This is a genomic window from Oryzophilus luti, from assembly GCF_059726245.1.
Map to the genome: position 1 here is coordinate 1,671,073 of NZ_AP040874.1, position 12,359 is coordinate 1,683,431.

Below are 12,359 nucleotides of genomic sequence, written 5' to 3' on the forward strand. Positions count from 1 at the left end.
CATGATGAACCGGCTTCGTGAGTTCGCGGGACTGCTGGGGTGTGCCGGCATTCTGCTTGTGCTTCTGTTGGCGCACGGCATGGCGCGCGCCCAGCGCGACAGGCTGTTTGCCAGCACGGCAAAGGCAGTGCTGGCACGCAATTTCACGTCGCCGGAGGTCTCCTACCTGCTCTACGACGTTGAGCACCGGCGACTGCTTGCCGAACAGTGGGAAGACCGCTCTGCATCGCTTCCGGTTGGCTCGCTGGTCAAGCCATTCACGGCGCTGGCCTACGCAGAGCAGCATGGCTTTCGCTATCCGCCACAGACCTGCACTGGTGCCGCCACCTGCTGGCGTCCGCGCGGACACGGCAGGCTCGCCATTCGCGAGGCGGTCGCGCAGTCCTGCAACTCCTACTTTGAGCAATTGGCCGCACAGACCACGGCCGCGCAGGTTCGCGCCGTGGCGCAACGCTTCGGCCTCGACGGCCCTTCACCCGATGCCAGCCCGGAAGCGCTCGCCGGACGCTCAGGACTCTGGCGCGAGCGTCCCGAGGCGCTGGCGCAGGCCTACGCGGAGTTGTTGCGGCGACGCCATCAGAAAGGAGTGGAGGATGTGGTCGACGGCATGGCGCTCTGCGCGCGCAGCGGCACGGCTTCGGCGCTCGGTCGCAACTGCGCGCGTACTTCCCTGTTGGCCAAGACCGGCACGACGCAGTGCACACATAGCGTTCATGCGCCGGGCGACGGATTTGTTCTGGTGGCCTGGCCCGCGGAGGCTCCGCGCTACCTGCTGCTGGTACGCGAACACGGCACCACCGGCTCGCACGCCGCAGAGACCGCCGGTCGCATGATCTCACTGCTGGAGCCACGTGCATGAAGCGCCGTTGGGCACTCGTGCTGCTAGCCGCATGTGTGGTCCCCGGATGCGCGCAGCAGCCGCGCGTGCGCGTTGCGGTGGTGGGCTTGTTTCATCCAACGCAGCTTGAGGTGGAGAACACTTCCGCAGCGCCGTTTTCCGTGACCGGCTGCGGCATGGAGTTTGCGCTCGCCCCAACCGATCGCGCGCATATACGCTTGCAGCGCCAAGGCTCGCAACTTGCCTTGCAACTGCGGCAACACACAATCATTTGCGATTCCGTGACCTTTTCCCCGCTCGAGCATGACGAGGCCGATCTGCGTCTCAGCATTCCCGGACGCTTCACACGCCTCTATCGCGGTCAGCTCACCCTGCGCGCCGAACCGCGAGAGCTGCGTGCCGTGGTCACAATGGGCCTGGAGACAGCGGTGGCCTCGGCGGTCGCCGCCGAAGCCCCACCGAACGCGCCGCTGGAAGCGCTGAAGGCGCAGGCAATCGTCTCGCGCTCCTTCTACGTGGCAGGCGCACCGCGTCATACCTTCGCGGAGTTCTGCGACACCACGCACTGCCAGTTTCTGCGCCAGCCGCCTCCAGAGACCAGCGCTGCCGCACGCGCCACGCACGAAACACATGGGCTGGTGCTCACGTGGCAGGGCCAACCATTCCCCGCGCTGTTCTCCGCCACCTGCGGAGGACGCACGCGCACGCTTGCCGAGGCCGGACTGCGTTCAGAGGGCTACCCGTACTTTGGCGTTGAGTGCCCGCGCTGCCGACACGCCGCCACTGCCGCAGCCATTGGTCCAAGGGTAAAGGCTTACTCGGGCACCGGAGCGCACCCGCTGACTTCTCCCGGCGGACACGGCCTCGGATTGTGCCAGATGGGAGCCGCCGATATGGCCGCCCGGGGCAGCGGTTTCCGCCAGATCCTGCTGCACTACTTCCCCAACACGGAGCTTCGCCAGCAAACGCTCCCGCCCGCTCCCTGAGCGGGGTTGCGCCCGTCCCCGCCTTTCCACAGCGGCAAAAAGGGTATACTTTGCTGTATTGAGAATTACCGCCGGACCACGATCCAGAGAAGAGGAACGCCACCATGGCTAAGAGCGTCAACAAGGTCATTCTGATTGGAAATCTCGGCCGCGACCCCGAGGTGAAGTACACGCCGCAAGGCACCGCCGTGGCGAAGTTCTCCATTGCCACCACCGACCGCTACAAGGACAAGGACGGCAACTGGCAGGACCGCACCGAGTGGCACAACATCACCTGCTGGGCGCGCCTGGCGGAGATCGCCGGCGAGTACCTGAAGAAGGGCCGCAGCGTCTACATTGAAGGCTCCCTGCGCACCGACTCCTGGGAAGACAAGCAGACCGGCCAGAAGCGCTACTCCACCTACGTCAACGCCAGCGACCTGGTGTTGCTGGGCGGCGGACGCGAAGGCGGCAGCGGCGAAGGCGGCGGCTACAGCCGCCAGCAGCGTGGCGGCGGCAATGACTTTGACCAGTCCGCCGGCGGGCACAATGATTTCGATACCGCCCCCTCTGCCGCGCGCGGCTCCGAGATCACCGACGAAGACATCCCTTTCTAGTTTTCAGCAAGTGCTAAGGCTCACCCCGTGCGGGTGGGCCTTTTTGTTTTGACACGCAAATGTATGTCCACAACCTGTGGCAACAGCATGCCCCTCCCCTGATCGGAATGACTGATCTTCCGGTTGTCAATCGGGTCTACCTCTCAGAGGTTGAAACCGGCAGCTCTCTAGTTTGCCTGTCTCCAACCACCGCATCAACTTGTCACAGCTTCTCCGAGGTTTATAAACCCTTCGCGTCAACCACCTTAGGACTCGGGAGCTGTTGATGGTGAGTGATTCCTCCACTCAGTACGCCGTCTTGAGTGACGAAGAACTGCTGCAGCTAGCTTTTGATCGGGGGGCGCTCAGGGACGAGGCTGCTGTCGCTCTCGACACAGAGATGCAAAAGCGCCAACTGCGCGACTCCGACGTAACGAATCAGCAGCGCATTGTCCAGCGTAGCATTCGAAAAGAGTCGAAAAGAAGACATCGCAAGGTGGTTGGGAGCGGTCGCAGTTGGCAATCATCGGCACAGGATTGGGCAGTCGTTCTCTGTGCCGTTCTATGCATATGGCTACTCTCATCCGCGTACAAGAATCTGCCGTTGCAATATCGCTTCTCGCCGGACGGGGAAGAAGCTGCTGCATATGTGATATGGGCATCAGTTACGATCGTGGTGATTATCGGCTTCTTGTGGAAAAGAATCAGGTTCTGGATTTCGATAGTGTTGTCATCAGCCATCCACTCAGTACTCGTTCATGCTTGGGTCATAAAGGCCGGGCCTCTTTTGGTCGCGGGGACCGCGCCAACCGATCGCTGTCATGCTCGGCTTTGCGTTATTCGTGGCAGTATACGGATGTGGTTCCTTGCCCCGCAGGAAGTTCTACGGCGAAGATGCGCAAGTCGTTTAGCTGCTTGACTTGTCTTAGGCCTCTGGAGAATTATCTCGATTGGGAACAGCATGACGAAGCGACCCGCCGCAGCCATGAAGCAACGAATTAGCGCATTTGTCCTCGGTGTTTTGGTTCTTGCCGCAGCTTACTATTTTCCGCCTCATGGCCTCATCGGCAGCCGAGGCTGGGGGCAGGCCGTTGCACTTGGCTTTCTGCTGACGGTCGGCAGTATCTGGACGTTATTCCGAGCCAAGCGTAAGCGACAATAGAAACGCCCGTTATTGAAGTTGGCTGCCCGTTTAGGAGTTCAGCTCTATTTGGCTGAGTCTTGTTGATAGGCTAGATTTGTAAGCAAGGCGTTGCGAATCAGTTAGTTTTCTTGCATGTTCCACAGCATCACCACGGGAAGTCATGCGTTAATAATGACTTTCGTCCTATTTACATAGAGCGGATAAACACGACCGCTCTAGAATTCCGAGATCAGGTTTCAGCAGAAAAGCCGCCAGCAATGGCGGCTTTTCTGGCTCTGTGCTCGGCTTCAACAGCGTCACTTCAATGGCACGCGCACCAGGATGGCGTCGTCCACGCGCACGATGAGCCGCGAGAGCTTTCCCCGGTCGAGCGCCGAGGCGCTTTCGTACTGCGGGTTCAGCGATGTCACATCCGCGCTCAGGCGGGCCTTCGGGTCGCGCGGCACGTCGAACGCCACGTGCACGTCCGGGCGTCCGTCGCCGTCAATATCCACATCGTCGGCAACATGAGCAGGCAACTTCTCCGCGCTGCGCCAATCGAGTTGCACGAATGAGCCTTCGTTCTGCCACAGGTGTGGAGAGACCTTGCGGTGCACATCGATGGTGTAGCCTGCCGCGGTGATGGTGCGCACCTTCGGGCCACCCGTGTACATTTCGTCCACGTGCAGACCAAGCCCGGCGAAGGCTTTACTGAATGTGCCCATCAGCAGAAACGGCACAAGAACGGCAAGGCAGATGGTGCCGGCGGCGGCCGTGACTCCGAGTGTGCTCTTTACTTTCATCATCTCCTCCTTACAGCACCGCACCCAGCAGCGTGCTCAGGCCCTGAATGATGATGCTTCCGCCGAACATGACGGCCATGGCCCACGCCGCATAGAGAAACATCAGCCGCGCGCGCTCGGGCTTCACGCTAATCTCCGTGCCCTTGATGTGGAAGACGGCTGCGCCTCGCGGGCAGGCGTCCACACAAGCGCCACACTTCATGCAGCTCATCAGCGTGCGGCCTTCGGAGGCGGACTCCTTGTTGATGGCCAGCGTGGGGCAGGCACGCTCGCACAGGTTGCAGGGCTTGCACTTCGCGGTATCCACCTTCACGTCGAAGATGTTGATCTTGTTAAACAGCGATTGAAAGGCTCCGAACGGGCAGAAGAACGCACACTGCGTGCGCTTCTTCGTCAGCAACGGCAGCAGCAGCACCAGCGCGGCGAACAGCAGGATGAAGACTCCGTTCTGGATCAGCCCGATGGTGCTGCGCGCTTCCACGTACTCGGAGACGGCTTTGAACGGGCACAGCCACATGCAGTAGACGGAGTCGAACACCGCCAGCGTCAGCAGAGACATGGCCAGCAGCACGGCCCACGGCGCGTAGCGCCAGCGACGGTCAATCTGCTTGATCTTCGGCTTGGGCGCCAGCGCGGCCATGCCCTCTTCAATGCCGCCGAAGAAGCACGCGTAGCTGCACCACCCCTTGCCGACCACCAGGCTCAGCGCCAGCCACAGGGCCACCATCGCGGCCATGCCTCCGCCTGACATTCCGCCATTCGGCAGAATGGAGCCGGGAAAGACCACGGTCTTGAACAGCGCCGCCGGGAGAATCAGCATCGGGATCGGCAGGAAGCAGAACGGCGTGCGCCCCGCAATCATTTCCTCAATCGGGATGCCCATGGTGCCGCGCATGGCCAGCACGTTATGGATGAACCCGATGGGAAACAGCACGCCCACCGAGACGAAGAAGATGCGCCTCCAGCGATAGGTGGCGCGCGTGCGCATCATCTGAAAGAACAAGAACGCCAGGAACAATGCGGTCGCCAGCGATGCCACCTGCATGGCGCGGCCCGCGCCCTGCACGCCATGCGTGCACATCAGCAGCGCCCACAGCAGCATCGGGAACGTCAGCAGCAGGGAGCGCCCCACGCTTCGCGCTTGCGTCGCCTCGCGTTTGGAAATTGCATCAGCCATGGAGTTGTCTCCCGAGCAGCAGCGCGCTGCCCGCGACGAGGTAATAGATCGCGATGAGGACCATGGCCATGCGCGCCACGGTGATAACCGCCTCATTGCGACGCACGCAGCCAAAACCTGCAAATGGAATGAACCAGACGGACGTTCCAACAAAGAAAGCGAAGAAGAACAGCAGCGCGCCAACCACACTGCCAAGTTGCGCGGCACGCACGCCTGCGGCCAGAAACGGCGGACACAGGCTAAGCCCCGTCAGCAGCCCAAGCAGCGCGGCGCCCGGAACGCCGCGGCGTTCTCCGCCGAGCGTCACCAAGCGGTTGCCCGCGCAGGTTGCGCCCTCACACGCCGTGCCAACCTTGCGTGCGTAGAGCAGCAGAGTCACGGCCAGCGCAATGTGCACCACGCCGTAGAGGACGGCATGGCTCCCCATCTGCAGCGAAGCCAGTTGTCCAACCCCGGCGGCCGCGACGGCAAACACCAGATAGCCCACGAGCCGTGTGCTCAGAAATGTTGTGAGATAGAGAAAATGCGAGCGCCAGCCCGTGCGCTCGGCCATCAGCGTGGGCACCAGCACGGGGCCGCAACTGGCCACGCACGCCGGCCCGGAGGCCACGCCCAGCACAACTGCTTCGGTGAGTAGCGCGCCCGCATTCATCGGCGGGAACCTGCCCTTTCTCCCTCACGCCCTGTGTGTGATACGCACGCTGTCCACGCAGGGTTCCCCTGTCAGCATAGGGGGTCGCCCGGTGTCCGGAGGATGAAAGGCTCGTGAAAACCGCTGCCGGGCTAGTCGAGGTTGCCCTGCTCGACTACGACGTTCTCGCACACAATCAGCCGGTGCGAGGCCATCTCCTTCAGGCGCGGCAGAACGCGGTCCACGTTTTCATTCAGATCGACAAACGTCAATATAATCGGCAGGCTGCCGCCGCCATCCACCAGCGAAGCGGTTTTGACACGCATGCGGCCCATGAAGCCGCCAACGGCATGGAAGCAGGCGGCTCCGGCCACGTTTGCCTCGCGCAGGTATCGCAGGATTTCAAGGTGTAACGGCTTGTGCTCCCACTCGTCGCCTTCCAGCAGATACATCGTCACCTGGACCGCCATGGTCTTCTCCTCGAACACCGGGATCACACGGCCACGCGCGTCAGCACAGCGAAGCACGCAGCGGCATGCACCGCCTCGTACTGGCGCCTAGGCCATCCTGGCCAGCACTGCCCCTGCAAGCACTCCGGCCAGGCACAGAGCATTATTCGCCAGAACATTCGCCGCGAAAAGCCCAAAATGTCCCTGCTCAAAGAGCGAGAAACTCTCGAAGGCGTAGCTGCTGAATGTTGTGAAGGAGCCGCAGAAGCCGATGGCAATCATCAGGCGCCACTTCGGATCGGCAATGGCGCGCTCCGTGCTCCAAACCATGAACAAGCCGAGGATGAAGCTGCCCGTAATGTTGATGAGCAGCGTGCCGAACGGAAATGACGAGGTGGAAAAATTGGCGACGGCGCGCGCGATGACGTAACGCGCACTGGCGCCGACAACCGCACCCAGGGCGATCCACAGATATGCAATCAAGAGACACCGCTCCTATCGAGTTTCGGTAGGAGTCATCAGCCCGGCATGCGGGCGGTTGTGGCGGAACTCCATCGCCTCCGGCGGGGAGCCGGTCATTTCATTGTCGGACGCATGGGCCGCCAAAATCAAGCCCGCCGTGAAGATCAGCCCCTTCGGCAGCAGAGCTTTCTGCTGCCGAATAAGGAACACGCCGCCACACGCATCACACGAGCATGGCCACCCCGCGCGCGGCCATGCTCCGCACAGCTATAATGTGCTTGCTTTGAAACTTATCGCGAAACTCGCTCTTGCACTCACGCTCACGCTGCTGGTGGCCTCGGCCACGGCGGCGTTTGCGCAGGCCGAACCCGGCACGCACACCGTCCTCATCCTGCCGTTTGAGAACCAGACCCGCAATGCCGGGCTGGAGTGGGTCAAGGAGACCTTTCCGGAGCTGATCGGCCAGCGTCTTTCCGATTCCGCGGGCCTTTACATCATCGGCCGCGACGACCGCATTTACGCCTTCGACCGCATGGGCATCCCGTTCAACACGCGGGCTTCGCGCGCCACGCTTTACACCATCGCGCAGCAGCTTGATGCCGACTACGTCGTGCTCGGCAGCTACCGCCGCAACGACCAGCAGTTTAGCGTGGAAGCGCAGGTGCTCGACATGAAGGCCCTGCACCTGGGCGAACCGCTCACCGCCAGCGGCCCGCTGGCTAGCCTGATGGAACTTGAGAGCACGCTTGCCTACGAGGTGCTCAAGTCGATTCGTCCGCAGACCAGTCTTACCCAGCAGGACTTCCTGCGCGGCAGCTCGAACGTACGCATTGACGCCTTTGAGAGCTACATGCGCGGCGTCGCCGCCGTAACGCAGCAGGAAAAGCTCCAGCGCTTTGAGGAAGCCGTGCGTCTCAATCCGGACTACTCGGAAGCTCGGCTTCAACTCGGTCGCCTGTACCTGAACGCTCGCAATTACGACAAGGCCGCTCAGGCGCTGACGCGCATTGCGCCGGATGATCCCGTGGCTGGCGAGGCCAGCTTCCTACTCGGGCTGGCCGAGTACTCACTCGCACATTTTGAAAAGGCCGAGGCAGCGTTGAAGGTCACCGAGTCGCATGTTCCTCTGGCGGAAGTGACGAACAACCTCGGCGCTGTGGCCGCGCGACGCAACAGCCGTGAGGCTCTTTCTTTGTTTGAAAAGGCCGCCAAGGCCGATCCGCAGGATGCCGACTACCGCTTCAACGTGGCTGCGGCCCAGGCGCACGCGGGAGACAACGGCGCCGCCATGCGCAGCCTGCGCGAGTTGCTGGCACGCCATCCCGGCGACAGCGAAGCCCGCGTCTTCCTCGACTCGCTGAGCGCGCACGCCTCTGCGGCCAACATGTCGGCGATGCCCGGCGCAACGCCCTCTGCGCCCTCGCCGCTGCGCATTCCGCTGCCGCGACTGAAGCGCAATTACGACGAAAGCTCCTACCGCCAGCTCACCTTGGAACTGGCCAACGCCGTCGAGCAATCATTGGCGAACCTGCCCCCGGCCGAGCATGCGGCGTATCATGCGCACCGTGGCCAGCAGATGCTTGCCGACGGACAGCTCGACGAGGCCGCGCGTGAATTCCGCGAGGCAGTGCAGCGTGACAGCGGCAACGCCGAGGCCCACGCCGGACTGGCCCGCCTCGCCCTGCTGCACAAGCAGAACTTTACTGCACGCAGCGAGGCCAAGCTGGCCATGCGTGGCAAGCGCAACCCGCAGGCCATGCTTGTGCTGGCCATGCTCGACGTGCAGGATGGCAAGTTGACGTCGGCGCAGAGCCTGCTTGATCAGGCCACGCAGCTCGATCCCTCCAACCCTGCGGTTGGCGAGGTGGAGCGTGCCCTGGCGGAGCGCCGCGCCAAGGACCCCGATTCGCAGGAGCCGCAAAAAGCAACGCCCTAGGAGGTGTTTGTGAAGCGTACTCTGTGGCTGTCTCGCGCCGTGTTTGCCCTGCTGATGCTGGTAATGGTCTGCCTGCCGGCGTCGGCACAGATCGTGCGTCTGAAGATCGACGGCACCATCACCCCCATCACCGAGGAATACGTTGCGCGCGTGCTGGACCGCGCCGAGCAGGAGCACGCCGACGCCGTGCTGGTGGAGTTGAACACTCCCGGCGGCCTGGTGGATTCCACACGCGGCATTGTCAGCCGTATGCTGGCCTGCAAGGTTCCGGTCATCGCCTATGTCACGCCCAGCGGCGCGCACGCGGCCTCGGCAGGCTTCTTCCTGTTGGAAGCCGCCGACGTTTCCGCGATGGCTCCCGGCACAAACACGGGAGCTTCCAGCCCCGTGCTCGGCGCGCAGAAGATGGATGACACCATGCGCGCCAAGGTCGAAAACGACCTCTCGGCCTTCCTGCGCTCCTACGTCAGCAAGCGCGGCCGCAATGCGGAGCTGGCGGAGACCGCCGTGCGCAAAGCCGTCTCCTGGAGCGATGACGACGCGCTCAAGAACAAGCTCATCGACCTTGTCTCCAAGGACGAAGCCGACCTGCTGCGCTCGCTCGACGGCCGCAACATCGTCTTCTTCGATGGCCGCACAACCGTTTTGCACACGGCCAACAAAGCCATCACCGAATATCCGCTCACGCTGCGCCAGCGCATCCTTGGCTGGATGCTCGATCCGAACGTTGCCTTCGTGCTGCTCGCCATCGGCGCGCTCGCGCTTTACGCGGAATTCAACCACCCCGGTGCGATCGTGCCCGGCGTCATCGGCACCATCTTCATCCTGCTGGCGGTCTTTGCGCTCAACCTGCTGCCTACGCGCTTCGCAGCCCTCTCGCTCATTGCGCTGGCCTTCGTGCTCTTTGCCCTGGAGGCCAAGTTTGCCACCCACGGCATCCTCGCCATCGGCGGCATCGCCTCGCTTACGCTTGGCGGCCTGCTGCTGGTTGACGGCCCGATCCCCGAGATGCGTGTGCAGCTCTGGACCGCGCTTGCCGTCAGCATTCCGCTCGGGCTGATCACCACCTTCCTGATGGCCATTGCCCTCAAAGCCCGGCGCAACAAGGCAACCACCGGCGCCGAGGGGCTGGTGGGCGAAGTTGGCACCGCGCAGACCGAGTTGGCCCCTGCGGGCAAGGTCTTCGTCCATGGCGAGTTGTGGGACGCCATCGCCGCCACGGTCGTTCCCGTCGGGGCGTCTGTCACCGTCTGCAAGGTGGATGGATTGGTGCTGGAAGTGGAACCGGCGCGAACCGCTTCGCCCAAGTAGCTGCCTTGCAACTATGCAACCCGCTCGCAGCGCGATAGAATCCGCGCGAGCGTCAAACCAAGATTTTGCGGAGGCTTATCGTGTTTCCCGTCACCGCCGTTGTCATTGTCATCATCGTTCTCTACCTGCTCAGTAGCATCAAAGTGCTCAATGAATACGAGCGCGGCGTCATCTTCCGCCTTGGCCGCGTGCTGGATACACCAAAGGGTCCCGGTATCATCCTGGTCTTTGCTCCCATCGACCGCATGGCCCGCGTCGACCTCCGCCAGATCGCCTTTGATGTGCCGCCGCAGGACATCATCACCCGCGACAACGTGACCCTGAAGGTCAACGCCGTCATCTTCCTGCGCGTGATTGACCCGCGCAAGGCCGTCATCGAGGTCACCAACTATCAGTACCAGACGCAGCAGTTCGCGTTGACCACGCTGCGCTCCGTGCTCGGTGAAATTGAACTGGACGAGTTGCTGGCGCATCGCGACAAGATCAACCTCCGCCTCCAGACCATCCTTGATACGCACACCTCGCCGTGGGGCGTGAAGGTGACCAATGTGGAAGTAAAGCAGGTGGATCTGCCCGAAGGCATGCAGCGCGCTATGGCTAAGCAGGCCGAGGCCGAGCGCGAAAAGCGCGCCAAGATCATCCATGCCGAAGGCGAAAACAACGCCGCCGAATCCTTGGCGAAAGCGGCCAAGCTGCTTGCCAGCGAGCCGGCCTCCATACAGTTGCGCTACCTCCAGACGCTGACGGAGATCGGTGTCGAAAAGAACACCACCGTTGTCTTCCCTGTCCCCATCGACATCCTTGGCGGACTCCAGAAGCTGCTTAACAACGAGAGCAAGTCGCTCGAGGGTGGAAAACCCGAAGGCGAAAAACAGGCATAATAACCGGAGGGCCTGCTCTTCCGAGCAGGCCGCGCACTCGGGCATATGTTGGACGAAAAAGAACAGGATCAGGAATTCACCCTCGGCGCAGGCAAGCTGCTCGGCATCTTTCTCGGTGTCGTAGCGGTCTGCGCGCTCTGCTTTGGTGCCGGATATTCCATGGGTAAAGGCTCTGCCAAGGCCTCCACAAATTCGATGGTGGATGGCACGCAGGCGCCTGCCACTCCGGTAGCAGGTGGCTCCAAGCCCGTCGCCGGGCAAGCCATCGCCCCGGCCAAGCCGACGACCACCGACTGCCCCGCTGGCATGGATTGCTCCCAGCAGGCCCAACCTTCCCAGCCGACCTCACAGCCCACAAGCGTTCCCAGTAACGAGCTTCCGCAGCGTGAGGCAACCGTGCGTCCTGCCACGCCTGAGCCGCAGCACGCCGCCGCCCCCCATGCTGCCACCGAGCACAAATCTGTGACCGTGGCGCCGCCGTCGGGCTTTGTCGTCCAGGTTGCGGCTGTCAGCAAGCAGGGTGACGCAGAGGTCCTGCGTGAAGCGCTCCAGCGCCGCCGCTACCCCGTAGTGATCGCTCAGACGGCCAACGACCGCTTCTTCCACGTACAGGTCGGCCCCTTCTCCAGCCAGAGAGATGCCGACGGCATGAAGACGCGCTTGGTCGCCGACGGCTATAACCCGATCGTGAAACAGCAGTAGGCACCCGGGCATCCCGCCGGATGCCCGCCTTCCTCCACGCCCAACTGCCAAGAATCCCGATTCCTCGCTTATCTGGTGCCACCCTAGGATTTTTCCGCTACCCTTTTTCTAGCCGCTCCGTCTTGTATTTAAGATAGTCTATGTATGCGCGACTCCCTTTCGCGCGAAGGATGAGAAGATGAAAGCCGCCAACGACAAGCTGAGCTTGGCTCTTCGTGCCATTGCCGACCCGACCCGCCGCAGGATTCTGCATCTGCTGAATGACGACGTACGCCGCCGTAACGGAGATGGCATTGCTGGTTGGTGCGCGACCGACTTGGAACAGAAGATCAAGCTTGCCCAGCCAACCATTTCGCACCATATGAAGATCCTGAAGACCGCCGGGCTGGTGGAAACCCGCAAGTTCGGTACCTGGGTCAGCTATCACCGCTCCGAAGCGGCACTGCGCGAATTGCGCCGCGAACTGAAGGAAGCTCTCTAGCTTC

At 62.3% G+C, this 12,359-nt stretch carries 13 protein-coding genes and 1 riboswitch; of the genes, 8 read left to right on the forward strand and 5 right to left on the reverse strand.

The window, feature by feature from the left end; genetic code table 11:
• The first annotated feature begins 1 nt into the window (after position 1).
• The 3 genes from AC6IZO_RS07180 to AC6IZO_RS07190 all read left to right on the forward strand — a co-directional run bounded on the left by AC6IZO_RS07180 (position 2) and on the right by AC6IZO_RS07190 (position 2,420).
• A complete protein-coding gene (locus AC6IZO_RS07180; RefSeq protein WP_497809436.1) occupies positions 2 to 859 on the forward strand; it encodes a penicillin-binding transpeptidase domain-containing protein in 858 nt (285 codons plus the stop codon).
• The gene (locus tag AC6IZO_RS07185; RefSeq protein ID WP_497809438.1) at positions 856 to 1,824 is read left to right on the forward strand and encodes a SpoIID/LytB domain-containing protein; all 969 of its coding nucleotides are present in this window, start codon (positions 856 to 858) and stop codon (positions 1,822 to 1,824) included. The genes AC6IZO_RS07180 and AC6IZO_RS07185 overlap by 4 nt, the downstream gene beginning before the upstream one ends.
• Positions 1,825 to 1,928: 104 nt before the next feature.
• Complete coding sequence (locus AC6IZO_RS07190; protein WP_497809440.1) at positions 1,929 to 2,420, forward strand: single-stranded DNA-binding protein; 492 nt, start codon at positions 1,929 to 1,931, stop codon at positions 2,418 to 2,420.
• A 1,419-nt stretch (positions 2,421 to 3,839) separates the two neighbouring features.
• Here AC6IZO_RS07190 and AC6IZO_RS07195 read toward each other — a convergent pair.
• The 5 genes from AC6IZO_RS07195 to crcB form a co-directional block, all read right to left on the reverse strand.
• Complete coding sequence (locus AC6IZO_RS07195) at positions 3,840 to 4,328, reverse strand: hypothetical protein (RefSeq protein ID WP_497809442.1); 489 nt, start codon at positions 4,326 to 4,328, stop codon at positions 3,840 to 3,842.
• Between the two features lie 7 nt (positions 4,329 to 4,335).
• A complete protein-coding gene (locus AC6IZO_RS07200) occupies positions 4,336 to 5,502 on the reverse strand; it encodes a 4Fe-4S binding protein (protein WP_497809444.1) in 1,167 nt (388 codons plus the stop codon).
• A complete protein-coding gene (locus AC6IZO_RS07205; protein ID WP_497809445.1) occupies positions 5,495 to 6,154 on the reverse strand; it encodes an urease accessory protein UreH domain-containing protein in 660 nt (219 codons plus the stop codon). The genes AC6IZO_RS07200 and AC6IZO_RS07205 overlap by 8 nt, the downstream gene beginning before the upstream one ends.
• 131 nt (positions 6,155 to 6,285) lie before the next feature.
• Positions 6,286 to 6,603, reverse strand: coding sequence for a DUF190 domain-containing protein (locus AC6IZO_RS07210; RefSeq protein WP_497809447.1), 318 nt, complete (start codon positions 6,601 to 6,603; stop codon positions 6,286 to 6,288).
• An 87-nt stretch (positions 6,604 to 6,690) separates the two neighbouring features.
• Positions 6,691 to 7,065, reverse strand: coding sequence for a fluoride efflux transporter CrcB (gene crcB / locus AC6IZO_RS07215; RefSeq protein ID WP_497809449.1), 375 nt, complete (start codon positions 7,063 to 7,065; stop codon positions 6,691 to 6,693).
• A gap of 19 nt (positions 7,066 to 7,084) precedes the next feature.
• A riboswitch (Fluoride riboswitch) is annotated at positions 7,085 to 7,150 on the reverse strand.
• Positions 7,151 to 7,327: 177 nt separating this feature from the next.
• Here crcB and AC6IZO_RS07220 point away from each other — a divergent pair.
• From AC6IZO_RS07220 to AC6IZO_RS07240, 5 genes are all read left to right on the forward strand, one after another.
• A complete protein-coding gene (locus AC6IZO_RS07220) occupies positions 7,328 to 8,980 on the forward strand; it encodes a tetratricopeptide repeat protein (protein ID WP_497809451.1) in 1,653 nt (550 codons plus the stop codon).
• Positions 8,981 to 8,989: 9 nt separating this feature from the next.
• Entirely contained in the window at positions 8,990 to 10,291 is a 1,302-nt protein-coding gene (locus tag AC6IZO_RS07225) for an NfeD family protein (RefSeq protein WP_497809453.1), read from the forward strand.
• Positions 10,292 to 10,371: 80 nt separating this feature from the next.
• Positions 10,372 to 11,172: a slipin family protein gene (locus tag AC6IZO_RS07230; RefSeq protein WP_497809455.1), complete on the forward strand. Its 801-nt coding sequence runs from the start codon at positions 10,372 to 10,374 to the stop codon at positions 11,170 to 11,172.
• A gap of 45 nt (positions 11,173 to 11,217) precedes the next feature.
• On the forward strand, positions 11,218 to 11,874 hold the full coding sequence (locus tag AC6IZO_RS07235; RefSeq protein ID WP_497809457.1) for an SPOR domain-containing protein: 657 nt from the start codon (positions 11,218 to 11,220) through the stop codon (positions 11,872 to 11,874).
• 178 nt (positions 11,875 to 12,052) lie between these two features.
• Positions 12,053 to 12,355: an ArsR/SmtB family transcription factor gene (locus AC6IZO_RS07240; protein WP_497809459.1), complete on the forward strand. Its 303-nt coding sequence runs from the start codon at positions 12,053 to 12,055 to the stop codon at positions 12,353 to 12,355.
• The last annotated feature ends 4 nt before the right edge of the window (positions 12,356 to 12,359 follow it).

Excerpts from the sequence above, each read along its gene's own strand:
- AC6IZO_RS07240 (WP_497809459.1), top strand. The coding sequence starts at position 12,053 with ATGAAAGCCGCCAACGACAAGCTGAGCTTGGCTCTTCGTGCCATTGCC.
- AC6IZO_RS07185 (WP_497809438.1), top strand. The coding sequence starts at position 856 with ATGAAGCGCCGTTGGGCACTCGTGCTGCTAGCCGCATGTGTGGTCCCC.
- AC6IZO_RS07210 (WP_497809447.1), bottom strand. The coding sequence starts at position 6,603 with ATGGCGGTCCAGGTGACGATGTATCTGCTGGAAGGCGACGAGTGGGAG.
- AC6IZO_RS07190 (WP_497809440.1), top strand. The coding sequence starts at position 1,929 with ATGGCTAAGAGCGTCAACAAGGTCATTCTGATTGGAAATCTCGGCCGC.
- AC6IZO_RS07180 (WP_497809436.1), top strand. The coding sequence starts at position 2 with ATGATGAACCGGCTTCGTGAGTTCGCGGGACTGCTGGGGTGTGCCGGC.
- AC6IZO_RS07200 (WP_497809444.1), bottom strand. The coding sequence starts at position 5,502 with ATGGCTGATGCAATTTCCAAACGCGAGGCGACGCAAGCGCGAAGCGTG.
- AC6IZO_RS07235 (WP_497809457.1), top strand. The coding sequence starts at position 11,218 with ATGTTGGACGAAAAAGAACAGGATCAGGAATTCACCCTCGGCGCAGGC.
- AC6IZO_RS07205 (WP_497809445.1), bottom strand. The coding sequence starts at position 6,154 with ATGAATGCGGGCGCGCTACTCACCGAAGCAGTTGTGCTGGGCGTGGCC.
- AC6IZO_RS07195 (WP_497809442.1), bottom strand. The coding sequence starts at position 4,328 with ATGATGAAAGTAAAGAGCACACTCGGAGTCACGGCCGCCGCCGGCACC.